The organism is Rhodococcus aetherivorans (assembly GCF_025722975.1).
Lineage (GTDB): Bacteria > Actinomycetota > Actinomycetes > Mycobacteriales > Mycobacteriaceae > Rhodococcus > Rhodococcus aetherivorans.
The window spans coordinates 902,264-926,912 of the sequence record NZ_CP106982.1 but is presented as its reverse complement, the minus strand read 5'-3'; the positions used below and the strand labels follow the sequence as shown (position 1 = coordinate 926,912).

General features: G+C 68.8%; 22 protein-coding genes. 11 read left to right on the top strand and 11 right to left on the bottom strand.

Annotation, left to right across the window (positions count from 1 at the left end):
- Positions 1 to 35: 35 nt before the first annotated feature.
- The 7 genes from OCS65_RS04375 to OCS65_RS04345 form a co-directional block, all read right to left on the bottom strand.
- A complete protein-coding gene (locus tag OCS65_RS04375) occupies positions 36 to 848 on the bottom strand; it encodes an SDR family NAD(P)-dependent oxidoreductase (RefSeq protein WP_050036000.1) in 813 nt (270 codons plus the stop codon).
- Positions 845 to 1,672 carry a mycofactocin-coupled SDR family oxidoreductase gene (locus OCS65_RS04370; protein ID WP_006939872.1) on the bottom strand — a complete coding sequence of 276 codons (828 nt, stop codon included), beginning with the start codon at positions 1,670 to 1,672 and terminating at the stop codon, positions 845 to 847. The genes OCS65_RS04375 and OCS65_RS04370 overlap by 4 nt, the downstream gene beginning before the upstream one ends.
- A gap of 84 nt (positions 1,673 to 1,756) precedes the next feature.
- Positions 1,757 to 2,875, bottom strand: a complete 1,119-nt coding sequence (locus tag OCS65_RS04365) for an extracellular solute-binding protein (RefSeq protein ID WP_263508956.1) — start codon at positions 2,873 to 2,875, stop codon at positions 1,757 to 1,759.
- A 94-nt stretch (positions 2,876 to 2,969) separates the two neighbouring features.
- The gene (locus OCS65_RS04360) at positions 2,970 to 3,734 is read right to left on the bottom strand and encodes an SDR family NAD(P)-dependent oxidoreductase (RefSeq protein ID WP_263508954.1); all 765 of its coding nucleotides are present in this window, start codon (positions 3,732 to 3,734) and stop codon (positions 2,970 to 2,972) included.
- A 125-nt stretch (positions 3,735 to 3,859) separates the two neighbouring features.
- Entirely contained in the window at positions 3,860 to 4,930 is a 1,071-nt protein-coding gene (locus OCS65_RS04355) for an NADP-dependent oxidoreductase (RefSeq protein ID WP_006939879.1), read from the bottom strand.
- A gap of 61 nt (positions 4,931 to 4,991) precedes the next feature.
- Positions 4,992 to 6,479 carry a class I adenylate-forming enzyme family protein gene (locus tag OCS65_RS04350; RefSeq protein ID WP_263508952.1) on the bottom strand — a complete coding sequence of 496 codons (1,488 nt, stop codon included), beginning with the start codon at positions 6,477 to 6,479 and terminating at the stop codon, positions 4,992 to 4,994.
- A 274-nt stretch (positions 6,480 to 6,753) separates the two neighbouring features.
- Positions 6,754 to 6,951 (bottom strand): hypothetical protein, encoded by a 198-nt coding sequence (locus OCS65_RS04345; protein ID WP_263508950.1) that lies wholly within the window; start codon positions 6,949 to 6,951, stop codon positions 6,754 to 6,756.
- Positions 6,952 to 7,162: 211 nt separating this feature from the next.
- Here OCS65_RS04345 and OCS65_RS04340 point away from each other — a divergent pair, with 211 nt between their 5' ends.
- From OCS65_RS04340 to OCS65_RS04325, 4 genes are all read left to right on the top strand, one after another.
- Positions 7,163 to 8,488, top strand: a complete 1,326-nt coding sequence (locus OCS65_RS04340) for a YhgE/Pip domain-containing protein (RefSeq protein WP_102800133.1) — start codon at positions 7,163 to 7,165, stop codon at positions 8,486 to 8,488.
- Between the two features lie 260 nt (positions 8,489 to 8,748).
- Positions 8,749 to 9,414, top strand: a complete 666-nt coding sequence (locus tag OCS65_RS04335; RefSeq protein WP_065921991.1) for a TetR/AcrR family transcriptional regulator — start codon at positions 8,749 to 8,751, stop codon at positions 9,412 to 9,414.
- Positions 9,411 to 10,277, top strand: a complete 867-nt coding sequence (locus OCS65_RS04330; RefSeq protein WP_102800134.1) for a 3-hydroxyacyl-CoA dehydrogenase — start codon at positions 9,411 to 9,413, stop codon at positions 10,275 to 10,277. Before OCS65_RS04335 ends, OCS65_RS04330 begins: the two co-directional genes overlap by 4 nt.
- Before the next feature lie 274 nt (positions 10,278 to 10,551).
- A complete protein-coding gene (locus OCS65_RS04325; RefSeq protein WP_373566452.1) occupies positions 10,552 to 12,099 on the top strand; it encodes a bifunctional 3'-5' exonuclease/DNA polymerase in 1,548 nt (515 codons plus the stop codon).
- Here OCS65_RS04325 and OCS65_RS04320 read toward each other — a convergent pair.
- Genes OCS65_RS04320 through OCS65_RS04305 form a run of 4 tightly spaced genes read right to left on the bottom strand, consistent with a single transcriptional unit; the run spans position 12,078 to position 14,497 of the window.
- Positions 12,078 to 12,941: a DNA-3-methyladenine glycosylase family protein gene (locus OCS65_RS04320; RefSeq protein ID WP_029546431.1), complete on the bottom strand. Its 864-nt coding sequence runs from the start codon at positions 12,939 to 12,941 to the stop codon at positions 12,078 to 12,080. The genes OCS65_RS04325 and OCS65_RS04320 overlap by 22 nt on opposite strands.
- Positions 12,938 to 13,525 carry a methylated-DNA--[protein]-cysteine S-methyltransferase gene (locus OCS65_RS04315; protein ID WP_263508947.1) on the bottom strand — a complete coding sequence of 196 codons (588 nt, stop codon included), beginning with the start codon at positions 13,523 to 13,525 and terminating at the stop codon, positions 12,938 to 12,940. Before OCS65_RS04315 ends, OCS65_RS04320 begins: the two co-directional genes overlap by 4 nt.
- A complete protein-coding gene (locus tag OCS65_RS04310) occupies positions 13,522 to 14,013 on the bottom strand; it encodes an RNA polymerase sigma factor (RefSeq protein ID WP_006939896.1) in 492 nt (163 codons plus the stop codon). Before OCS65_RS04310 ends, OCS65_RS04315 begins: the two co-directional genes overlap by 4 nt.
- Entirely contained in the window at positions 14,000 to 14,497 is a 498-nt protein-coding gene (locus OCS65_RS04305; RefSeq protein ID WP_006939898.1) for a methylated-DNA--[protein]-cysteine S-methyltransferase, read from the bottom strand. The genes OCS65_RS04310 and OCS65_RS04305 overlap by 14 nt, the downstream gene beginning before the upstream one ends.
- 389 nt (positions 14,498 to 14,886) lie before the next feature.
- Between OCS65_RS04305 and OCS65_RS04300 the strand changes: the two genes are divergently transcribed.
- From OCS65_RS04300 to OCS65_RS04270, 7 genes are all read left to right on the top strand, one after another.
- Positions 14,887 to 15,924, top strand: a complete 1,038-nt coding sequence (locus OCS65_RS04300) for an AraC family transcriptional regulator (protein ID WP_102800138.1) — start codon at positions 14,887 to 14,889, stop codon at positions 15,922 to 15,924.
- 56 nt (positions 15,925 to 15,980) lie between these two features.
- The gene (locus tag OCS65_RS04295; RefSeq protein ID WP_029546435.1) at positions 15,981 to 17,024 is read left to right on the top strand and encodes a YeiH family protein; all 1,044 of its coding nucleotides are present in this window, start codon (positions 15,981 to 15,983) and stop codon (positions 17,022 to 17,024) included.
- 444 nt (positions 17,025 to 17,468) lie between these two features.
- Entirely contained in the window at positions 17,469 to 18,269 is an 801-nt protein-coding gene (gene ppk2, locus OCS65_RS04290; RefSeq protein WP_081705109.1) for a polyphosphate kinase 2, read from the top strand.
- Between the two features lie 28 nt (positions 18,270 to 18,297).
- Positions 18,298 to 21,087 carry a cation-translocating P-type ATPase gene (locus tag OCS65_RS04285; protein ID WP_029546437.1) on the top strand — a complete coding sequence of 930 codons (2,790 nt, stop codon included), beginning with the start codon at positions 18,298 to 18,300 and terminating at the stop codon, positions 21,085 to 21,087.
- 481 nt (positions 21,088 to 21,568) lie between these two features.
- A complete protein-coding gene (locus tag OCS65_RS04280; protein ID WP_029546438.1) occupies positions 21,569 to 22,543 on the top strand; it encodes a quinone oxidoreductase family protein in 975 nt (324 codons plus the stop codon).
- A gap of 64 nt (positions 22,544 to 22,607) precedes the next feature.
- Positions 22,608 to 23,507 (top strand): TauD/TfdA dioxygenase family protein, encoded by a 900-nt coding sequence (locus tag OCS65_RS04275; protein WP_029546439.1) that lies wholly within the window; start codon positions 22,608 to 22,610, stop codon positions 23,505 to 23,507.
- Positions 23,508 to 23,549: 42 nt separating this feature from the next.
- Positions 23,550 to 24,602, top strand: coding sequence for a beta-keto acid cleavage family enzyme (locus OCS65_RS04270; protein ID WP_006939913.1), 1,053 nt, complete (start codon positions 23,550 to 23,552; stop codon positions 24,600 to 24,602).
- The last annotated feature ends 47 nt before the right edge of the window (positions 24,603 to 24,649 follow it).

Here is a 24,649-nt window from a genome sequence, read left to right as displayed (position 1 = left end):
ATGCTCGAGGTCGAGGCCGGATTCCACCGGTCTCGTCAGTTCGCGGTCAAGCCGCCGTCCGCGGCAATCGCGGCTCCGGTCATGAACGAGGCGTCGTCGGAGAGCAGGAACGCGACCACCGACGCCATCTCGCCGGGGTCCGCGGACCGCGCCAGCGCCGTGTTCTCGACCACCCGGCTGCGCGTGGCCTCCGGCTCCGGGCCCTGCAGCGCGGCGGAATTCGCGCGCAGTCCGGTGCTCACCAGACCCGGGCACAGGCAGTTGGCCCGGATCCCCCGGGCGGCGTATCCCATGGCAACCGAGCGGGTCAACTGCAGGACGCCCCCCTTCGACGCGTCGTAGCCGGGGGTGTTCAGATTCGTGGACACCAGCGACGCGACCGATCCGACGGTGACGATCGACCCCCCGTCCGCGTCGAGCAGGTGCGGAATCGTCGCGCGCAGCGGCAGAAATGTGCCGGTGAGGTTCACCCGCAGGATGCGCTCCCAGTGGCCCAGGTCCATCTCGTGCAGCATCGCGGTCCCGGAAATGCCCGCGCACGTGACCACCCCGTCCAATCCACCGAACTCGGCGACGGCCGCTTCCACGGCCGCGGCGACGGAAGCCTCGTCGCCGACGTCGCACACCGACCCGATCACGGTGCCGCCGGCCGCGCGCACCGCGTCGGCGACCTCCACGGCCGCGTCCTCACGGGCGTCGGTGACCGCGACGGCCGCGCCCTCGGCGGCGAGGCGGTGTGCGACGGCCGCGCCGATTCCGCTGCCGCCACCGGTGAGGAACACCCGCCGCCCGGCGAGCCGCTGCGTCAGGTCCGCGGACGTCGTTCCGCTGGTCTCGGTGATCGTCACAGCCGCACCCCCATGTCGACGGGGAGCGCGACCCCGGTGATGTACTGGGCCTCGTCGGAAGCCAGGAACAGCACCGCGTTGCTCAGGTGGGCCGCCGAAACCCACCCGACGCCCATCGGATTGCGGTTCTTGGAGCGTTCCCACAGGTCGTCCGGCCCCGGGTTCTCCAGATCCGGGCCGAAGATGCGGAAGGTGGCCTCGTTCAGCAGCATCGGGGTTTCGACGGCGCTCGGGTTGACGGTGTTCACCCGGATGCCGTGCGGGCCGAGTTCCGCGGCGAGCGTGCGCATCAGGCCCATGACGCCGCTCTTGGAAGCGTTGTAGTGGGCGATGTTGGCGGAGCCGAGCATGGCCTGGATCGAGCTCGTGATGACGATCGAACCACCCCGGCCGGCCTCGATCATCGCCGGCACGACCGCCTTGACGGTATGGAAGGCGCCGGTGAGGTTGACGTCGAGCATGTCCTGCCACTCGGTGTCGCTGAGCTCCCACGTGGGACGGAAGCCGACGATGCCGGCGTTGGCGGCGACGATATCGATGTGGCCGAACTCCGCGAGGGCCTCGTCGACGACCGCGTCGAGCTGCTCCTGGCTGCGCACATCGGCGGTGCGTGCCAGTACGCGCCGCCCGGTCGCGGCGACCAGCGCCTCGGTCTCCTTCAGTTCCACCTCGGTCGGGAGCGGGTAAGGCACCGAGTCGATCTCGGTGCATGCGTCGAGGACGACGACGTCAGCACCCTCCTGAGCGAGCCGCAGCGCGTGGGACCGGCCCTGTCCGCGGGCTGCGCCCGTGACGAGCGCAACCTTGCCTTCAACTCTTCCCATCAATCCGTCTCCTTCTCGGAATACCACTGGTTGTCGAGACCCGCTCGAGAGCGCTCGGTGACCGGAAGTCACTGCCGGCAGGGATCACTGGTTGAACAGCTGGCCGAACCGGACCTTCAGGGCCTCCAGCGCCTCGGGCGTCATCGCGCTCAGGTCCTGCGGCGCCACCGTGTCGATCGTCGTCACGGCCGACGAGACGTTCGGCAGCACGGCCGCGTTGCGGAACGAGAGCGCCTCCTGCCCGGCCGGGGTAACCATGTAGTTGGCCAGGAGCTGAGCAGCGTTGGGGTGCGGAGCTTTCGTCAGAATCGACGTGTACATCGGGGCCCCCCACACGAGCTTGTCGAACCCGCTGTCGACCGGTGCGCCGTTCTTTTTCTCCACCGTCTGGTCCTGGGCGAACACCGTCGCGGCGATCTCGCCGGAGGCGAGGGCCTGCGCGACCGGCAGCGCGCCCGGGTAGATCCGCGGCTTCTGCGCGGCGAGCCTTTCGACGAAGCCCTCACCACCGACCTGCTCGAGGTAGCTGCCGTAGAAGTCGACGTGCGCGGTCGACGTCGGCAGCACGATACCGATCTTGCCGTCGGCAAGCGCCGGGTCGAGCAGGTCCTCATAGCTTTCCAGTCCCGCGGGGTACCGGTCGGTGTTCCAGCCGAAGGTCAGCACGGAGGCGCCGGTGACGAAGTCGCCGGACCCGCGCAGCAACGTGTCGGTGTCGTATTCGGAGGACGGGTCGGTGAAGGCCGGACCGATCGGCTCGGCGATCCCACCGGCGGCCGCGAGCTCGACGACCCAGGGTGAAGTGGCCTGGGTGACGATGTCGGCGACCTGGTTGCCGGTGTCCGCCTCCGCGCCGACCTTCTGGTGGATGTTCGCATCGACGTCGCGGACGACGTTCACGCGGATCCCGTAGTCCGCCTCGAAGCGGCGGCCGAGTTCGGCGAGGGCATCGGCCGCGTTCGAGGAGTAGATCGTTACCTCACCTTCCGCCTCGGCGGCCCCGACGATCTTCTGCCACGACTCGTCCCCGGCGGGTCCGGTCGCTCCGACGGCCTCGGAGGTGATGCGATCGTCACCGCCCCCGCCGCACGCGGCGAGCAGCGTGGACACGACGGCGACGGCGATCACGGCGGTGGGTCGGGTGAGAGAGAACCGGCGACGGATGGTGCGGTCAGCGTGCAAGCGCCGGGAGGGAATACGCATGTGGGACGACTCCTGTCGAACGGTCGGCACGGCCGACGTAAAGGGGATCACCGCGTTCCGGCGATCACGGGTTCGCGATCACGGGTTCGCCCGATCAGGCGGTCGACGTCCGACCACCGTCGACCGGGATGATCGCGCCGGTGGTGTAGGTGGACCCAGGGCCGGCCAGGTACAGGGCGGCACCGACGATCTCGTCCGGATTCCCTGCTCGCTGCAGCGGCAGGGCCTCGAAGATCTCGTTGGCGTAGTCCATGTCCCATGCCTTGCTGATGTCGGTGAGAAACGCACCGGCCATGATCGTGTTGACGCGCACCGTGGGCCCGTACGCCTGCGCGAAGCCCTTGGTGAGGGCGTTCAGTCCCGCCTTTGCCGCGGCGTACGGCAGGTCGTTCGGCGTCGGGCGTTCGGCCGCGATCGAGCTGATGTTGATGATCGAACCGCCTGCACCGGCGGCCATCCGCGGCGCGATCAGTGCGGTGAGGCGGAAGGTGCCTTTGAGGTTGACGTCGATGACCTTGTCGAACAAGGCTTCCGACACCTGGTCCAGGCTCGGGTACAGCGGGGCCATACCCGCGTTGTTGACGAGGACGTCGATGCGGCCGAATTCCTCGTAGACACGTTCGACGAGCGGTTGGTGAGCGTCCCAGTCGCCGACGTGGAAGGCCAGCGGAAGGGCCCGGCGGCCGGTGGTCTCGGCGACCTCCGCGGCCAGTTTCTCGCAGCTTTCGACCTTGCGGCTGACAATCACGGTCTTAGCACCGGCACGGGCGAACGCGAGGGTCATCTCCCGGCCGAGGCCGCGGCTCCCGCCCGTGACGAGGGCGACCTTTCCTTCCAACGGCAGCGCCTGGTCGGTCATCGTGTGACTCCTTCGGGTATGGGGCCGCACCGTGTGCTTCGGGTGCTGTGCCGGATTTTCGGTAGGTTCGGGGCCGGCACCGCAGCAGCGGTGCCGATCGAGGCGTGCTTTCGGGTTCGGTTCGGTCAGCCGCCGGCGGTGTCCGCGGCAAGCGGGACCACGGCCTTCCCGGTGGCGGTGCCGTCGAGCATGCCGAGGAATGCGTCCCACGCGCCCGCGACGCCACCGGTGAACTCGGTGTGCACCGAGCGAATTCGATCCGAGCGGACGAGACCGGCCATTTCCGACTCGAATTCGTCGCGGGCATCGAGGTGGTCGCCGAGCAGGAAACCCTCCATGCGCGCGCGCCGCCAGATCAGCTTGAGGAGATTGCTCGGGCCGGGTTGCGGCGCGGCCGCGTTGTAGATGCTGATCATTCCGCACAGCGCGATGCGGGCGTGATCGTTGATCACCCGGATTGCGGCCTCGAGATGTTCTCCGCCGACGTTGTCGAAGTACACGTCCACGCCCGTGACACCGAGTTCGGTCATTGCACGGCGCAGAAGGTCCTTGATCGGGCCGTCGTGGTAGTCGAACGCGGCGTCGGCTCCCAGGCTCCTCGTGAGCGCAACCTTCTCGGGCGACCCGGCACTCGCGATCACCGTGGCACCGCGCAGTTTCGCGAGCTGGACAACCGTCGAGCCGACCGCTCCGGCGGCCGACGACACGAACACGACATCGCCGGCCACGACGCGAGCGATCCGCTCGACGCCGACCCATGCCGTCATGCCGGGAATCCCCAACAGTCCCAAATGCATGGCGGGCGGGAGGTCGTCGTGTCGCAGGACACGGCACTCGGATGCCGGGACCAGCGAATGCTCCCGCCAACCGTGGTCGTGCAGGACGAGAGCACCGACGGGGACGGCGCTCTCGGAGGACTCGGTGACGCGCCCGACGGTCGGGGCGAGCATCGGCTCGCCGATCTCGTAGGGCTCCGCGTAGGTGGCCTCGCCGCCCATGCGCCCCCGCATGTACGGCTCGACCGACATCACCAGGTTCGCGACGCGGACCTCGCCGGCCCCGGGAGCGCCGATCGTCGTCGCCACGAGTTCGACGTCGGTGTCGCGTGGCCGGCCGCTCGGCCGGGCGCGCAGCACCCACGCCTGCTGAGTCGGATCTGCTGTGCCGGTGAGGTTCACGTCGGTCTCGTCCTCCATGTCGGATCGGGAACTGTGAAAGAGCTGATGAGCGCCCGGGGGGGGTACCCGGAAGTGGCGGTCAGGCGACGGCGCAGATCCGGTCGACGAGGTCGCGCCGCACGAGCTTGCCGGTCGGCGTCCGCGGCAGCTCGTCGACGAACACGACGTCGTCCGGTGTGCGGGAGCCGCGCAGCCGCTCACGGCACCAGGCCCGGAACGACTGTGCATCGTCGTGAACCTCGCTGTTCGGCACGATCACCGCGCAGATCCGCTCGCCCCACTCGTCGTCCGGCACACCGATCACGGCCGCCTCACGGACCTGGCCGTGATGCACAAGGACGTCCTCGATCTCGGCCGGTGCGATGTTCTCACCGCCCCGAATGATGGTGTCGTCGGCGCGGCCGCCGATGTAGAGGAAGCCGTCCTCGATCCGGGCGCGGTCGCGGGTGGGGAACCAGCCGTGCGCGTCGAGCACCGAACCCTTGCCCATGTACTCGCCACTGACCTGTGCGCCGCGAACCCAGAGCAGCCCCGTCTCCCCCTCGGCGAGGACGGTCACGTCGTCGTCGTCCCGGACCTGGGCCTGCATCCCGGGAACGATGCGTCCCGCAGAAGCAAGCCGGCCGCGGAGGGCAGGGTCGGCGAGCGCTGCCCGATGATCCTCGGGACCGAGCACGGCGATCGTCGAACTGGTCTCGGTGAGACCGTAGGCATTCACGAAACCGGTGTCGGGGAAGGCCGTCAGGGCCTTTTCGAGTACCGGCTGTGGCATGCGGGCTCCGCCGTACGCGAGAGACGCGAGAGACGGTGTGTCGGCGGGTGCGCCGTCGAGATGTTCCACGATGCGCGCGAGCATCGTCGGCACGACCATCGCGCTCGATACCTCCTCCTCTCGGACGAGATCGAGCCACGCCTGGGGCGAGAAGTCGGGCAGATGCACCATCCTACGGCCGGCGTAGATGTTGCTGAGCACCGCCCCCAGACCCGCGATGTGATAGGGCGGGGTGCTGACGAGCGTCGCCTGTTCTTCTCCCGCAGAACCGAATTCGACGGTATTGAGCAGATACGACAGCAGATGCCGGTGACGGAGCAACACCCCCTTGGGTGCCGAGGTCGTTCCCGACGTGAACAGCACGATCGCCGTGTCGTCATCGGCCGAGCGATCCCCCGTCGCCCGCTCCGTCGTGCGTGCGAGCTCGAGGAACTGCGAGGACGTGACGATCCGGTGCGAGAGCCCGGAGAGCTTGTCGGCGTACACGTCGTCGGCGACGACGATCGGCTGGTCGAGCCGCTCGATCAGTTCGCGTAGCTGGTCGGCGCCGAGTCGGTAGTTCAGCGGCGCGAGCGGGATGCCGGCGCGTGCCGAGGCGAACATCAGGACCGGCAGAACGGGGCCGTTCACGCCCACGAAGACGACGTGACCCGCGCCGAGTTCCTCCAGGAGCGTGGCTCCTCTGGCCGCAAGTTCGTCGAGCCGGCCGTAGGTCGTCCCGTCGGACCGACGGCCCATTGCGAGCCGATCGGGTGTGGCCGACGACGCCATGTCCAGGACCATTGCGATGCCCATTTCACCACCTATCTGAGAACACGCTCACGATGCGACGACCTCATCTGCGCTTCCGGCCGACGCCCTCCTCGAAGGAACAGGGAAGTGCTTCACGTCACTTCTCCATCCCGATGTGAACCATAGCAACTATGGCAATATTTGTGAAGGTAATAGTAGTTCTGCGTCCCGGTGCTGCATAACCCCAGGAAGACGACCTGTCGAGGCGGCAAGAGGCACTCCTGACGCCGCGCAGCCCTCCGACCATGAGGTCGAAGGGCTGCGTCAAGCCTCGGGCTCAGACGTGTGTGGGCCTGACCAGTTTCGTGGTGTCCCCCGGCGCCGCAACCCGCGGCAGCTTCACCAGCGCCAGCATCACTCCTGCCACGAGCCGGCACCCGATCGGGAAACACAGGCCGATGGTGACGTCGTCGGCGGTGGCGTTCTTACCGATGACGGCGCGCCCTGCGGGATGAACAGCGAATGTATCGCTCACTCGATCAGACCGACAGCACGATACATTCGCTCATTCGGCCCCCAGCGTGCCCATGAGTGAGCCATCTCGCGCGAGAGGCGGGGACGTGTCTCCTGCCACGAGTGGGCCGAGTAGGACGCTTATCTGCTCACGGGCGTGCACAATTGAGTGGCCGGCCCGTTCCGACCGGCCACCCGCACTACCCGACTGCACGCACCATGGAAGGCCCGGAATGAGTTCGACGGAGATCAGCGCCGACCCCCACGCCGGCACACTGCGCAGCCCCCGCTTCTGGCTGGCGCCGGTCGTCGTGGTGACCGCCGTGATGGCGGCCCTGGCGGCCCTCTACATCGGCAGCATGATCAATCCGGCCGACAATCTGCACAAGTTCCCGGTCGCGATCGTGAACCAGGATGTCGGCGACGTGCTCCCCGGTTCGGATCAGCAGCGCAACCTCGGCGCCGAGATCACCGCCGCCATCGCCGACGGGGTCGATCCGGAGGAGATCGATCTGCAACAGGTCGGGATCTCCGCGGCGACCTCGGGACTCGATTCGGGCCGGCTCTACGGGGCGATCGTGATTCCGAGCGACTTCACCAAACGCACGTCGATTCTTGCGCAGGGCAGCGTGATCCCCGGCGACATCGAGAAGCCGATCATCACCGTCTACACCAACCCGCGCACCGGCACCTTCGGCAAGGGCATCGTCGAGTCGATCGCCGACCGCGCCCTGACCACCGTGAACACGACCGTCGGGGAGCAACTCACCACCACGGTCACCGATACCCTCGCCACCAGTGCCCCGGATCTGCAGTTGTCCGGCGGAAGCCGCTTGGTGCTGGCGGATCCGATCGACATCCGCTTCGTCGAGCACAAGCCCCTGCCCGACGGCACCGGGCTGGGCCTGTCCGCGTTCTACTACACGCTGCTGCTCATCCTCGCGGGCTTCACCGGCGCCACCATCGTCAACTCGCTCGTCGACAGCGCCCTCGGCTTCGTCCCCACCGAGTACGGGCCCTGGTACGTCGACCGGAAGACGGCGCACCTGTCGCGGTTGCGGGTCCTGCTCGTGAAGTGGGCGATCATGGTGATCCTGGGACTGATCGTCTCCGCGCTCTACCTCTGGATCGCCACCCTGCTCGGCATGCCCGTGACCCGCGCCCTGCTGCTGTGGGAGTACGGCGCCCTCGCGGTCACCGCCGTGGGTGTCACCTCGATCTCGGTGATGGCCGTGTTCGGTTCCGCCGGACTGCTGGTGAACCTGTTGATCTTCATCATCCTGGGCCTGCCGTCGTCGGGGGGCACCGTGCCACTCGAGGCCATGCCGCCGTTGTACTCGTGGCTGTCGACGTTCGAACCGATGCACCAGGTGTACATCGCGACCCGGGCCATCCTGTACTTCGACGGCAGCGGGCCGGCGGGTCTGACCCGGGGCGCCCTGATGACACTCCTCGGACTCGGCATCGGCCTCGTGCTGGGTGGGGTGGTGACCCGGATCTACGACGTGCGCGGATTCCACCGCCGCAGCGACGCGGAGCCTGTGTCCGCCGCAGCGTAACGACGCGAAAGACAGGACCCCGCTGCTCCTCGAGGGCAGAGCAGCGGGGTCCCAGGTCTCGAACGTAGCGTTCCGATTCCGCCCGGCCCAGCCGCGACGGGGTGAAACGGGGGATGAAATGGGTCCTCGACGGCGACGCCGGGCGGGCACATCGGGTGCCTGCAGGACGGTATCGGAGTACGCTCATTAATGAGTACACTCATTTTGGGAGGCGCGGGATGGTTACCTCATCGGGAACTCCGGGTCGTCGAGACCGGAACATGCGTGACAAGCAGTCCCGCATCTTCGCCGCCGCCGCATCGTTGTTCGCCGAGAAGGGCTTCGCGGGAGTCACGACACAGCAGATCTCCGAACGTGCGGACGTCGCGGCTGGAACGTTGTTCCGCTACGCGACGTCCAAGGGCGAACTGCTGATGATGGTCTACAACCAGCAGTTCCGGTCGGCCCTGAGCGCCGGCGACCGCGAGTCACGATCGCGGCGCGACCCGGTGGACGCGGTGCAGGCCGTCGTCCGACCTATTCTCGAGGCCGCCGACAGCAACGTCGAGAACACGGTGAACTACCAACGTGAGCTGCTGTTCGGCTCCGCAAGCGAGAAATACCGTTCCGAGGGACTCGATCTCGTCGCCCGCTTCGAGGAGACGATCGCGCGTCGGCTCGTCGAGGCCGCGCGGAACCGCGGGCTGGACGAGAGACGAGCGGAGGACCAGGCCCGGCACGCCGGCCGGAGCATCTTCGCGATCCTGCACCTGATACTTGCGCGCGCATTCACCGGTGCGCATCCCGACGACGACCCCGAGGCCGACCTGCACGCCCAGATCGACCAGATCGTCACGGGTTTCTTCGCGGCACTCGACGACGACCGCCCGGCCCGCAGCGGGCCGGAACCGGGCGCGTCCTCCCCACAACGAAAGAAGGAAGCATGACCAGCCGGATCAGCAAGGTGACCGTCCTCGGGACCGGAGTCCTCGGCGCGCAGATCGCGTTCCAGTCCGCCTACAGCGGATTCGCCGTCACCGCCTACGACATCAGCGACGACGCCCTCGCCAACGCGCAGAAGCGCTTCGGCGGGCTCGCCGAGACGTACCAGCGTGAGGTTCCCGGTGCCGGCGACGGGAAGGCGGAGGCGGCCGCGACCGGCATCCGCCTGTCCTCCGACCTCGCAGACGCCGTCCGGGACGCCGACCTCGTCGTCGAGGCCGTGCCCGAGGTCCTCGACATCAAGCGGGACACCTACACGAAGCTGGGCGAGGTCGCACCCGCGGACACGATCTTCGCCACCAACTCCTCCACACTCCTGCCGAGCGACATGAAGGACTTCACCGGCCGTCCCGACAAGTTCCTCGCGCTGCACTTCGCCAACCAGGTGTGGAAGTTCAACACGGCCGAGATCATGGGCACCGACGACACCGACCCCGCGGTGTTCGACCAGGTCGTCGACTTCGCCGCGGCCATCGGCATGGTCCCGGTCCCGATCCACAAGGAGAAGGCCGGCTACGTCCTGAACTCGCTGCTGGTGCCGTTCCTCAACGCCGCCGGTGAGCTCGCCGCGGGCGGCTACGCCGACCCCGAGGACGTCGACAGGGTGTGGCGGATCGCCACCGGCGCACCCATGGGTCCCTTCCAGATCTACGACGTCATCGGACTCACCACGCCTTACAACATCCTGTCCCACGGCGACGAGAAGGACCGGACCACCGCCGCATGGTTGAAGGAGAACTACATCGACGCCGGCAAGCTCGGTGTGGCGACCGGCGAAGGGTTCTACCGCTACCCCAACGACAAGTAGCGGCAGATACCGCGAAGGGGCGACGCCTCACGTCCTACAGCAGCCCCGCAAGCCCACAGGGGTGGACGAGAGGACAGCATGGTTCGTCGGGGCCGGGCTCGCCTCCCTGTCCGAAACTGTTGCGTGAGAATCTGATCGCAAAGCTGGAGACGACGGAGATCGGCGACCTGCTCGAGGAGTCCGGCCTGCTTTCCGAGTAACCGTGCGGGTCCGGAGGCGACGGTGGACGGGACCGTCCGCCGGCGGTGTCGGCACGGCGGTGCAGACTGGACGGGTGCGCACCGTACTGGTTCCCGACACCGCCGGCGGGCAGCCGCCCGGCGGATGGACCGTTCCGGTCGGCGCCGACGGACGCCCGCTCGCCGCGGCCGAATACCACGACGACCTCGCGACGGCCGCGCGGACGCTCGAGGCGGCGGACCCGCCGCGGTGGATCTGGACCGGCACCGCGACCGTGTACCCCGCCCTGCTGCGCGCCGGGGTCCGGGTGCGCCGATGCCACGATCTGGCGTCCACACGCGCGATCCTGAACGTACGCGCCGGGATTCCCGCACCACCGGAGCAACAACCGGTCGACGAGCGCCCCGGGCTGTTCGACGTCGCCCCCACCGTCGACCCCGAGACCGTGCTCGCCGAGTTCGAGCGGCAGCGCACCGAACTCGCCGGCAATGCCCGGCTCGAACTGCTCGTCGCCGCCGAATCGGCGGGCACGCTGGCCGCCGCGGAGATGGGTTTCGACGGGTTGCCGTTCTCCGCCGACGCCCACCGCCGCGTGCTCGAGCGCACCCTCGGTCCGCGTCCCGCCGACGACGGGCTGCCACCCCGGATCACCGAACTGAACGCACGGATCGGCGAGGTGTTCGGCCGTGCGCTGAATCCGGCCTCGCACACCGAAATTCTCGAGGCGTTCCGACGCGAAGGCATCGACCTGTCGTCCACCCGCAAATGGGTGCTGCGCGAACTCGACCATCCGGCGGTGCCGCTGCTCTTGCAGCACCGGGATCTGTCGAAGCTGCACAGCACCAACGGGTGGCAGTGGCTCGACACCTGGGTGCGCGGCGGGCGGTTCCATCCGGTCTATGTGCCCGGTGCCGTGGTGTCCGGGCGCTGGGCGAGCCGCGGCGGCGGGGCCCTGCAGATCCCGAAGGCGCTGCGGTCGAGCGTGATCGCCGAGCCCGGGCACGTCTTCGTGATCGCCGACGCCGGCCAGCTCGAACCGCGCATCCTGGCCGCGATGTCCGGCGACCCGCGGATGACGGCGGCGGCGGGCGGCGACGACCTGTACGCACCGGTGGCTGCGGCCGCGTTCGGCGGTGACCGGGCGAAGGCGAAGGTGGCCGTGCTCGGCGTGCTCTACGGTGCGACGGCCGGCGAGTCACGTGCGCTGCTCACCCTGCTGCGCAGGAGCTTTCCCGAGGCGGTGGAGTTCGTGGAACGCGCCGCACGTGCCGGCGAGCGCGGTGAGGTGGTGCATTCGTGGCTCGGCCGCGCGTGCCCGCCGCCGGGTGCCGACTTCTTCGCGCACGGCGACGCGCGGGCGCGGGGGCGGTTCACCCGCAACTTCGTCGTTCAGGCGACGGCCGCCGAATGGGCGCTGTGCGTGCTGGCCGATCTGCGCCTGCGCCTGGCCGCCGACGACACCGGCGAACTCGTCTTCTTCCAGCACGACGAGATCGTGGTCCACACCCGCACCCCGGAGGCCGCGACGGCGCACCTGTCCGCCGCGGTGGAGTCGGCGACCCGGCTGTTGTTCGGTGACACGAAAGTTCTTTTCCCCATGCATGTCTCGATACGGGACCGTTACGGCGAGGACGAGCCGTAGGCGGCGTGCGTCCACAGGTGGAACGCGGCGTAGGCCCGCCACGGACTCCACTGCCGGGCCCGGGCCGTCGCCTCGCGGGCAGAACCCACGCCGAGGGCCCTGCGCAGCACCAGATCTCCGGCGGGATACGCGTCACGGTCCCCGAGGACGCGGACGGCGAGGTAGTCCACGCTCCACGGCCCGATGCCGGGCAGTGCCGCCAGATCGGTGCGGAACCGCACCGGTTCGGCCGGATCGAGCCCGTCGGCCGCGGCGCGAGCGAGCGCCAGCACGGTCCGCACCCGTGCCCGGGTGAGCCCCACCGCCCCCTGCATCTCGTCGGCATCCGCGGCGGCGAGCCGCTCCGGGGCCGGAAAGCAGCGCATAGCACCGGATCCCGGATCGCCGTAGCGGGCGACGAGCCGGCCGGCGAACGTGGCGGCGGCGGCGACGCTGACCTGCTGGCCCAGCACGGTCTGCACGGCGGTGTCGAACCAGTCCGTCGTCCCGAGCACGCGCAGTCCCGGCCGGGCAGCCACCATCCGGGCGAGCTGCGGATCGGCGCCGAGCGCCGCGTCGATCACGGCAGGCTCGGCGTCGAGGTCCAGCCACCGCCGGACCAACTGCTCGACCTCGGGCAGGTCGCGGCGGTCCGCGTCGATCCGGATGGGCACGTGCTCGGCGGCCGGCCGGGGCCGGATCGCGACCACCGCCGGGCCGTGCCGGCCCCGCACCGACCGCACGTGCGTGCCGGTGGCCGCGTCGTGTCGTTCGAGACCGGCGACGGTGTGGCTGCGCAGGGCCGCCAGCATCGGGGCGGTGGCCAGCGGCGGCGTCACCGCCAACCGCAGGGCGACGCTCACGCCGCGGCCTCGAGCCGCAACAGGGCGCGCTTGGCGTCCACGCCGCCCACGTACCTGCCGAGGTCTCCGTCGCTGCGCACCACCCGGTGGCACGGCAGGACGACGGGTAACGGATTCCGCGCGCACGCCGTACCCACCGCCCGGACGGCACGCGGGCTGCCGGCCACGGCCGCCACCTCGGCGTAGCTGGCGGTACGGCCGTAGCCGATGCGCGGCAGGTGCGTGATGACCTGGCGGCGGAAGCCCCGGGCCAGGCGCAGGTCGAGCGGCAGGTCGAACGCGGTGCGGGCGCCGCGGAAGTACTCGTCGAGCTGGCGGGCGGCGTCGTCGAGCCGGGCGGGCGCGGCGAGGATGCGCGGGCTGATGTCGGCGGCGAGCCGGGCGAGGACCGCCTCGTGATCCTCGGCGGCGTAGGCGACACGCACGAGGCCGGCGGGGGTGGCGGCGAGCAGCAGCGGTCCCACGGGGGTGTCGACGATCCGGTAGGCGACGTCGAGCAGGTCGGCGGCCTCGGCGTCGAGGATCAGCCGCGCGTGCAGGCGCGTCAGGCCGGCAGCATCGACAGGCGACGATTCGAGCGTCATGACGGTTCCTCCGTCGGGTAGCGGCGGCGCAACGCGGCCCGGCCGTCGGCGGCGGCGCGGCGCGCGGCGTCGGTGGAGTTGCCGAGGATCGCGGCTATCTCGGCGTAGGGCAGGCCGACGACGTGGTGGTAGACGACGGCGGCGCGCTGAGTGAACGGCAGCGCGGCCACCGCCGACCACAGGTCGTCGTCGGGCTCGGGCATCCCGGAGGCGAGGGGGCGTTCCGGCAGGGCGGCGACGGGCACCGGGGTCCGCGCCCGGGCACGGTGGACGTCGACGGCCTTGCGGTGCGCGATCGTGACGAGCCACGCCTCGACGTTGCTGCCCGGACGCAGCGCCGGGTAGGCGCGCAGCGCGGCGAGGAACGTCTCGGACCACGCGTCGTCGGCGTCGACCGGACCGAGCAGCGCGCGGCACACCCGCAGGACGGTGGCGCCGTGCTCGGCGACGACCCGCTCGAACGGCGGCAGCGGGTCAGGGGACGGCATGGGTCACCTGCGCCTCCCGGTCGAGCAGGTAGCGCTTGCGGGCGAGACCCCCGGCATATCCGGTGAGGCTGCCGTCGCGGCCGATCACGCGGTGACACGGCACGACGATGCTGACGGGGTTGCGGCCGTTCGCGGCGGCTACCGCCCGCACGGCCGTGGGGTGCCCGACGGCGGCGGCCAGGTCCGTGTACGTGCACACCGTGCCGTATGCGACGGTCCGCAGCGCCTGCCAGACGCGGAGCTGGAAGGCGGTGCCGTGCAGTGCCAGGGCCACGGTGAACTCGGTGCGCTGCCCGGCGAAGTACTCGGCGAGCTGCTCGGTGACCTCCTCGAAACCGGTCGCCGCGACGTCTCCGAAGGTGCGCGGGCCGGGCCGGTGCCGGTGTTCGGCGAGGTACAGGCCACTGAGTGCTCCGTCCGTCCGCACCAGGGTCAGCGGTCCGATCGGTGAGTCGACGACCGTGTGGGTTCGCGTCGCGTTCACGGGGTTGATCCTTCCATCCGGCGTATACGAGGTAGACGCATCGGCGGAGAGAAATGTGAGAAACCAGCGATCCGAGATGCAGTTCACCCGGGCGGGGATGGAATATCGGGGACAGGGGCGGTGTTGAAGAGTTCGGATCGGCACGCTCCGTGTCCCCCGGGCTCAGTTGTTTTGCCTTTGCAGAGTTCCGTCCGGCTGGAGCTGCATTGCGCCTGTCGCCGTGAGGCGACCGGACGTGCCGGTCCTTTTTCTTTCTTCCCGTCTCGGCGGGCGTGGCCCCGTCCCGGGGCCGGGCGAACCGCGGTCGCGGCGTCGAGCCTCCCGGTCGACGCCGATATAGTCGTCATCACTCGTCGCGTGGCTTATCGATTCGGGACAGGAAGCGGCAGTTGAAGCCTCTCGCACGCTATGCCTCACTGAACAACTACGTCGAGCTCGCCCACTCGCTGGGCTTGAATCCCGCCTCTCTCGCCAGGAGCGCGGGCCTGGACCCGGCCAGCCTGAGCCTGCAGGACCGCTGGGTGCCGGCGGCGGCGATCGCCGAGTTGCTCGAACGCTCCGCCGCCGAGTCCGGCCGGGACGACTTCGGCCTCGCCCTCGCCGAGCGCCGGCGATTCTCCAACCTCGGCCCGCTGAGCCTGGTCATCCGGGAGGAACCGGACGTCCGCAGCGCCCTGAAGGTCCTCATGCGCCACGAGCACATGTACAACGAAGCCCTGCGCATCCGCCTGAACGAGCACGGCGGTGTCGCAACCCTCCGGCTCACCCTCGACCTGGGGCAGCCGGGGACCTTCCGCCAGTCTGTCGAACTCGCCGTCGGAGTTCTGCACCGGTTGCTGCAAGGCTTTCTCGGGCCGGCCTGGCAGCCCGTCACCGTGTCGTTCGCCCATCCGGCTCCGCGCAGCATGCGCACTCACCTCCGACTCTTCGGACCCGTCGTCGAATTCGAGCAGGACTTCGACGGAATCACCCTCTATGCCAAAGATCTCGACGCCCCCAATACGATGTCCGATCCGCTGTTGCGGCCGTACACCCAACAACTCCTGGACTCGATGCACGCCACACGCGAGGCGACGACGCTCAATCGTGTCCGCGAACTGATCGAACTCCTGCTTCCCACCGGTCGTTGCTCGATCGAGCAGGTCGCTCGCAGCCTGGGGGTGGACCGCAGGACGGTGCACCGCAGACTCGCCGAGGAAGGCCACACCTTCTCGTCGCTCCTGGATTCGGTCCGCGCCGAACTGGCCGGGCACATGGTCGGCAACCGGCGCTACTCCCTGACCGAAGTCTCCGACCTGCTCGGATTCTCCTCGCCCAGCAGCTTCTCGCGCTGGTTCCGGAAGCGCTTCGGGTGCACCCCCAGCCGGTGGCGCGCCGGAGAATCGTCGTCGGATCAGCACCGGGTGCGTCATATCGAATCGATATGACGTGATGCGGAAACACGGTCTATCCGCCCGACCCGGGAGCCGTCAGGCTGGGCACCATGGCCGTATCCCCCACCACGCCCGCACCGCCGGTCTCGGTTCGCCTGCGCACGCCCGTCCCCGGACTCGTTCTCTGCGGCGCGGGTGCCGCGGCTGCGCTCGCTGCGTCGGCACTCGTCGACGGCCTCAGCCCCCTGCTGATCGCGATTCTCGCCGGTGCACTGCTGGCCAACACCACGAGGTTGCCGACCGTCACCGAACCGGGCATCACCATGGCTTCCCGGCGGTTGCTCCGCGTCGGAGTCGCGCTCCTGGGACTTCAGCTCCTGGTCACCGACGTCCTGGACCTCGGCTGGGGCGTGCTCGGCATCGTCGTCGCCGTCGTGTCCTGCGGCATCGCCGGAACCATGGCACTGGGCCGGATCCTCGGTCTCGGCTGGACGCAGCGACTGCTCATCGCGTGCGGATTCTCGATCTGTGGAGCGGCCGCCGTCGCAGCCGCGGACGGGGTCGTCGAGGCCCGGAAGCAGGAGGTGGTCACCGCCGTCGCACTGGTGGTCGTCTTCGGCACTGCGATGATCCCCGGCCTCCCGCTCGCGGCGTCCGTGCTCGGGCTCGACCACACTCGGGCAGGCGTGTGGGCCGGTGCCGCGATCCACGAGGTGGCGCAGGTCGTGGCCGCCGGCGGGGCCATCGACGCCCACGGTGCCGGCGCGGCCGGAGCGACCGCTCTCACGGTGGCGGTGACGGTGAAACTCGCCCGGGTCGCGCTGCTCGCGCCCGTGATCGCCTGGATCGGCGTGGCCTCGCGCCGCGTCACCGCCACGCAGGCCGACACGCGGCGCCCACCGCTGGTGCCGCTGTTCCTGCTCGGCTTCCTCGGCTGCGTGGCCCTGCGCGCCACCGGTCTGCTCCCTGATCAGGTCCTCGGGTCGGCTCGACTTGCGCAGACCGCGCTGCTCACCGCCGCCATGTTCGCGCTCGGGACCGGCGTACGCATCGACGTCCTCCGAGGCGTGGGCTGGCGGCCCTTCGCCCTCGCCGCCGCATCCACGGCATGGGTCTCGGCCCTCGCACTCACGGGAATCCTGCTGTTCGGATGAGCGAACCCGTCCGGTGACCGGCACCGAGCAGGGTCGCAGGAACGAGGGCAGGGGGCACCCCGCCGCTCCGCGAAATCGGCACAGCTCCTCGAAATCGGCACAGCGCCGACCGTCCTGCCGCGAAACGCGGCCAATCGGGCGGGGTGGGGAGGAGAATCCCACCCATGCACGCCATCGACGGAACACGCGAGCGCGACGTCCGGCGATTCCCCCTCGATTCATCCGCATCGTCCGCACCTCCGGTGCAGGACTCGAGAACTCGACGTCGGACCGGAAAGGCCCCGGGCCGGTCCCGGGTTTGACCGCATCGGATTCCTGGTGGCAGGAGATACAGCTGTGGGATCGAAATCCGCACCCTCGAAATCGAAGAAGAAGAAGAAGAAGAAGGGCACGGCGCACAGGGACGCGAAGCACGGGCCGCAGCCTCGTGCCGATACCGGCGAATTGCACGCGCCGACCGTCGAGTTCACCCCACCGATGAAGAACAAGGAGTACCGGCGCCTGCTCAGACCGCTGCACGCCGAACTCGTCGCGGTGCAGGAATGGGTGAAAGCGTCGGGCGCGAAGATCTGCATCGTGTTCGAGGGGCGTGACACCGCCGGGAAGGGTGGGGTCATCAAGGCGATCACCGAGCGGGTGAGCCCGCGGGTGTTCCGCGTGGTCGCGTTGCCCGCACCGACCGAGCGGGAGAAGACGCAGATGTATGTGCAGCGGTATCTGCCGCATCTGCCCGCCGGTGGAGAGGTCGTGATCTTCGACCGCAGCTGGTACAACCGCGCCGGCGTCGAACGGGTGATGGGCTTTTGCACCGAGGAGGAGGCGGGCCACTTCCTCCAGCTCGTTCCGGCGGTCGAACGCGCAATCGTGGAGTCGGGTGTAATCCTGCTGAAGTACTGGCTCGAGGTGAGCGAGGAGCAACAGACCGCACGTTTGCAGAGCCGGATCGACGATCCGCGCAAGATCTGGAAGCTGTCGGACCTCGATCTGCAGTCGTACAGCCGGTGGTACGACTACTCACGGGCGCGGGACGAGATGTTCCGGTTCACCGACACCGGCTGGGCACCGTGGTATGTCGCCGACAACGACGACAAGAAGCGCGGACGGCTCAACATCATCAGCCATCTGCTGAGCAAGATCCCCTACGAGCCCCTGGAAGGACACGACATCACCCTGCCGGCGCGGCAAAGCCCCGACGGTTACCGGGTGACGACACCACCGCTGCACTGGATACCCACTCCCTACTGACATCCGCGCCGGGAAGGACCTGTCAGCCATGGCCTCGACAGAACGCACGCCGAAACGGTCGGACATCCCCGCTACGGGGCAAACACACACGACGTGGCACGCCCAGAGAGCCGACGTCGTGGTGTCCGCACTGGCCACCGACACGCAGACCGGACTGACGAGCGACGAGGCGGGCGAGCGTCGACGACGCTACGGGTCCAACAGCATCGTCTCCGAACCCGCACCGTCGGCACGGGCGCTCGCGCTGCTCCAGCTGAAGGACCTGATGAACCTGATGCTGGTCGCGGTGGCGGTCGTCAGCGTCGTCATCGGGGAGATCCCCACGGCGATCGTCGTCGCCGTACTCGTCGGACTCAACGTGGTCCTGGGCACCCGGCAGGAGTTGAAGGCCCGCGCCAGCGTCGACGCACTGGCGAAGATGCAGACCCCGCAGGCGCGGGTGACCCGTGACGGGACACTGGTTCAGCTCGCCGCCACCGACCTGGTGCCGGGCGATGTCGTGCAGCTCGAGGCGGGCGACATCGTCCCCGCGGACGGCCGACTGCTCACCTCGGCCACCCTCGAGACGCAGGAGGCGGCACTGACGGGCGAAAGCGCCCCCGTCCCGAAGGATCCCCAGACCCTCGGCGCCGCCGACGTCCCCCTCGGCGATCGCAGCAACATGGTCTTCCAGAACACCTCGGTCACGCGCGGCACCGCCACCATGGTGGTCACCGAAACCGGTATGCACACCCAGATGGGCCGCATCGCCTCGATGCTCTCGGCCGTCACGCCGAGCAAGTCGCCGCTGCAACGCGAACTGAATTCGCTCACCAAGGTGCTCGGCATCATCGCGTGGACCGCGGTCGCCCTCATCGTCGTCCTCGGAGTGATCCGCGGACAGAGCGTGACCACGGTCCTGCTGCTGGGCATCTCCATGGGGGTCTCCGCGATCCCGACCGGCCTGCCGACGTTCGTCCAGGCCATGCTCGCCTACGGCGCCCGCCAGCTGGCCGAGGCGAAGGCCGTCGTGAAGAACCTCACCGACGTCGAGACCCTCGGCGCCACCAGCGCGATCAACTCCGACAAGACCGGCACGCTGACCATGAACCAGATGACCGTGCGGTCACTGTACTTCCACTGCCGGTGGTACACCGTCGACGGTGAGGGATACAGCAAGTCGGGGCGCGTCACCCACGTCGCGGGCGAGGCGGCCCCCGACTTCACCCTGCTCGCCTACGGGCTGTGCCTCGACAGCGACGCCACCGTCTCCGACTCCGGACAGGTGGTCGGCGATCCCACCGAGGCCGCCCTGGTGGTGCTCGCAGCGAAGGTCGGCGTCGACGCTCCCCAGACCCGGCGGACGTATCCCCGCGTCGCCGCCGTGCCGTTCGACTCCGCGTACAAGTTCATGGCGACGTTCCACCACCTACCGGTCGACGGCACCACCCGATTCGTGGAACTGGTCAAGGGCGGACCCGACGTCGTTCTCGCGCGGTGCACGAACGCCTTCCGTCCCGGCCGGCAGGCGGTACCGATCGGCGACGTCCGGCAGGAACTGATCGCGGCGAACCAGGCCATGTCCGAGAAGGGCCTGCGCGTCCTGGCGTTCGCAGCACGCGTGCTCGACGGGCAGGAGCAGGCCGTGCAAGCCGACCCCATGTCGTTCGTCGAGGACCTCACGTTCGTCGGCATGGTCGGCATCATCGACCCACTCCGGCCGGAGGCAATCGATGCCGTGCGCACCGCCCACGAGGCCGGCATCGAAGTCCGAATGATCACCGGAGACCACGCGATCACCGCATCCGCCATCGCCGCCGAACTCGGCCTCGGACCGGGCGCGATCGGTGGCACCGAACTGCAGGCCATGACCGACGAGGAACTGTCGGCTGCCCTGCCCGACCTGCACGTGTTCGGCCGCGTCACCCCGCAGGACAAACTCCGCCTCGCCGACGTCATGCAGAAGACCGGCGCGGTCGTGGCGATGACCGGCGACGCCGTCAACGACGCCGCCGCGCTGAAGAAGGCCGACATCGGTGTCGCCATGGGATCGGGCAGCGAAGTCACCAAACAGGCCGGCAAGATGGTCCTCACCGACGACAACTTCGGGACCCTGATCAGCGCGATCCGCCTTGGCCGCAACATCTACGACAAGATCGTCTCCTACATCCGTTACCAGATGTCGAAACTGTTCTCACTGGTTCTGCTGTTCCTCGTCGCGAGCATCTTCGACATCAACGACGGCGTCGCACTCACCCCGCTGATGGTGCTGTTCCAGCACTTCTTCATCACTCTGTTCCCGGTCGCCGTCATCATGCTCGACCCGCCGGCGCCCGACCTGATGAACAAAGCGCCCCGCGACCCGAAGCTGCCCATCGCCAACCGGAGGGCGTTCACGCAGTGGCTGGCCTACGGCATCCTGCAGTTCGCCGTCACCCTCGCCGCGATGCTCCTCGCCCCGGGCGAGATGAGCACCACCGAAGCGAACGTCCCCATGACGACGGCATTCGTGGTGCTGTCGTTCGGATCCGTTCTCGCCGGACTCGTCATGCGCCGCGATCCGGAATCCGGCCTGGAGGCCCCGATACTCGGGGCGCTGAAGATCCTGTCGATTCCCGTCGTGGTTACCGTATTCGCCGTCGAAATCGGCTTCCTCCAAGAACTTCTGATGACCACGTCGCTGACCGGAGGCCAGTGGCTCGCCTGCCTCGGCTGGGCGCTGATCGTCCCGATCGTCGTCGAAGCGGAGAAGGCGCTGCGCCGCCGCCGCCGATCGGGACCGCCGGCACTGCTTCCGCCCGAGGCCGCAGTCGGCCCGCAACGAGCCGGTACGCACTGACGTCGACTCCGGCGGGCACGAGCCGGTTCGGTAGTCGACACCGGTGGGGTTGTCGGCCTGCTGCGCCGTCCCCTGGAACCGGCCCGGGACGCGCTGATTCCTCACCGGATTCGCGGCCCACGTCGACCTGATCCGATCGACGAGTCCGGATGTGGTGATCCGCCCGGACCGGGAGCCTTCCCCAGTGCACAGGGCATGTCCCCAAATGAACAGAATTACGTCCCTCAGGGATAAGCATTCGGGCAGACACTCCACTACTGTTAGGTCCATCACACAGAGCCGGTTGGGGAGAGGGAACGTCGGCCACGGCCGCGACATCGCCCACCTCCTCCCGCCGGAACACCGACCGCCGTCGGGTACGGCAACGTGCCCTCGACAGACCGGATCCCGTACAGCGGGAAGCAATTACATCCCGAGGAAACATCAAGACGCCGAAGCCTGCCCCGTGGAACGGGCCGGCAGGCGCGACAAGGAGAAGACTGTGGCAAAAGCCGTCCGCTTCTACGAAACCGGTGGCCCCGAGGTCATGCGGTGGGAAGCCGTCGAGGTCGGAGACCCCGGCCCGGGCGAGGTCCGGATCCGGCACGAGGCCGTGGGTCTCAACTTCGCCGACACGTACTTCCGCACCGGCCTGTACCCCGCCCCCCTGCCGGCCGGCATGGGTGTCGAAGCCGCCGGCGTGGTCGAGGCCGTCGGACCGGACGTGGCGCACGTGCGGGAAGGCGATCGGGTGACCTACACCGGCAGCCCGCTCGGCGCCTACAGCACCGAGCGCGTGATGCCCGCCGAACACCTGATCCCCCTGCCCGATGCCATCGGGTTCGACACCGCCGCGGCGATGACCATGCGCGGCTTGACCACCGCCTACCTGCTGCGCCGCATCCACCCGCTGAAGGCCGGGGACACCGTACTGCTGCACGCCGCGGCGGGAGGCGTGGGCCTGATCTTCACCCAGTGGGCGAAGTTGTTGGGAATCAACGTGATCGGGACGGTCTCGAGCGAGGAGAAGGCCGAGACAGCGCGCGCCCACGGGTGCGATCACGTCGTGATCTACACGCAGGAGGACGTCGCGCAGCGAGTGCGGGAACTGACGGACGGCGCCGGCGTTCCCGTGGTGTACGACAGCATCGGCAAGACGACGTACCCGACCTCCCTCGATTCGCTGGCGCGCCGCGGTCTGCTGGTCTGCTTCGGTACCGCCTCCGGGCCCATCCCCCCGATCGACGCAATGCAGCTCGCGGTCAAGGGATCGTTGTTCGTGACCCGTCCGGCGCTCGCGGACTACATCGCCGACCCGGCCGAGCGCGCCGAACTCGCCGGAGAGCTGTTCTCCCACGTCGCCACCGGGAAGATCGCGATCGAGATCAACCAGCGGTATGCACTCGAAGACGCGGTCCGCGCCCACCACGATCTCGAAGCCGGTCGCAGCATCGGCTCGTCGGTCTTCACCCTCTGACCCCGGCCGGGCGGGATGTTGCTCCGGACGCCACCGCCATCCCACCACCCACGAAGGATCTGTCATGACTACCACCACCCGGCCGTCGGAGACGACCACGGCCACCACGCGGGAGTTCCGCGTCGAACCGCTCACCTGCACCATCGGCGCCGAGCTGTTCGACGTCGACCTCGGGGAGGTTTCGCGTGACCATGCGCTGTTCGAGCAGCTGCACGCGCTCCTGCTCGAACACAAGGTGCTCTTCTTCCGCGACCAGGACATCACTCGCGCCGAGCATGTGGCGCTGGCCGAACGGTTCGGTCCGCTCGAGGATCACCCGATGGTCGGCAGCGACCCCGACAACCCTGGCCTGGTGCGGATCTACAAGGACGTCGACAGCCCGCCCGAGCACTACGAGAACGCCTACCACTGCGACGCCACATGGCGGCAGAACCCGCCCATGGGGTGCGTGCTGCGGTGCGTGGAGACGCCGCCGGTCGGTGGCGATACCGTCTGGGTGAACATGGCCGAGGCGTACCGGCGGCTGCCCGCGCCGGTGAAGGAACAGGTCGCCGGACTGCGGGCCCGGCACAGCATCGAGGCGAGCTTCGGTGCCGCCCTGCCGATGGAACAGCGCCATCAGCTGCATGCGCGGTACCCGGACGCGGAGCACCCGGTGGTGCGCACCCACCCCGAGACCGGCGAGAAGATCCTGTTCGTCAACGCCTTTGCCACGCACCTGGTCAACTACCACACCCCCGACAATGTCCGGTTCGGGATCGACTACGCCCCCGGCGCCGGCAATCTGCTGCAGTACCTGATCAGCCAGGCCGCGATCCCCGAGTACCAGGTGCGCTGGCGGTGGACGAAGAACAGCATCGCCATCTGGGACAACCGTTCCACCCAACACTATGCGGTGCAGGACTATTGGCCCGCCGTACGCAAGATGGAGCGCGCCGGGATCATCGGCGACCGCCCCTTCTGACTTCCTCTTCCTTCCTCATCGACTCTGAAACGGAGACCACAGATGCACTTCCTCGACGATTCCCTGTTCCCCGAGAACCAGGAGAAACTGGTCATCACCGCCGCGCCGTACGGCCCGGAATGGGAACTCGACGACTTCCGCGAGGACCTGCCGTTGACCATGGACGAGCACGTCCAGCAGGCGGTGGACTGCTACGACGCCGGCGCGACCGTCCTGCACATCCACGTGCGTGAACTCGACGGCAAGGGCTCCAAGCGGCTGTCGAAGTTCAACGAGCTGCTCGGCCGGTTGCGTGAGGCCGTGCCCGACATGATCCTGCAGGTCGGTGGGTCGATCTCGTTCGCCCCCGAGGGGGAGGGCGCCGACGCCAAGTGGCTCTCGGACGACGCCCGCCACATGCTGGCCGAGCTCGATCCAGCCCCGGATCAGGTCACCATCGCCATCAACACCAGCCAGATGAACATCGTGGAGTTGATGACCCCCGACGACATCCGCGGTACCTCCTTCGAGCGTCCCGAGGTGTGGGAGGCGTACCGTGAGATGGTCGTCCCGGCCGGCCCGGAATGGGTCGAAGAGCACCTGAAGCGCTTGCAGGCCAAGGGTATCCAGCCGCACTTCCAGCTCTCGAGTATCCCGCAGCTCGAAACCGTCGAACGGCTGATCCGCCGCGGCGTCTACACCGGCCCGCTGATGGTGACCTGGGTCGGTATCGGCGGTGGGTTCGACGGCCCCAACCCCTACAACATGATGGAGTTCATCCGCCGCACCCCCGACGGCGCGGTGCTGACCCTCGAGACCCTGATGCGGTCGGTACTGCCGATCAACACCATGGCAATCGCGATGGGCCTGCACTGCCGGGTCGGCAACGAGGACACCCTGTGGACGCCGACCAAGGAGAAGATGACCTCGGTCCAGCAGATCGAACAGCTCGTGCGCATCGCCGGTGAACTCGGCCGGCAGGTGGCCACCGGCAAGGAGGCCCGCGAGATCTACAAGCTCGACGAGCGCTACGCCGACGCCGACGAGACCCTCGCCAAGGTCGGCTTCGCACCCAACCGCAAGCCCGGCCAGCGCGGCTTCACCCAGCACGCCTGAGCCAGGCACACCGGACACCTCCCCGGAGGGGCACGCACACAGCACCG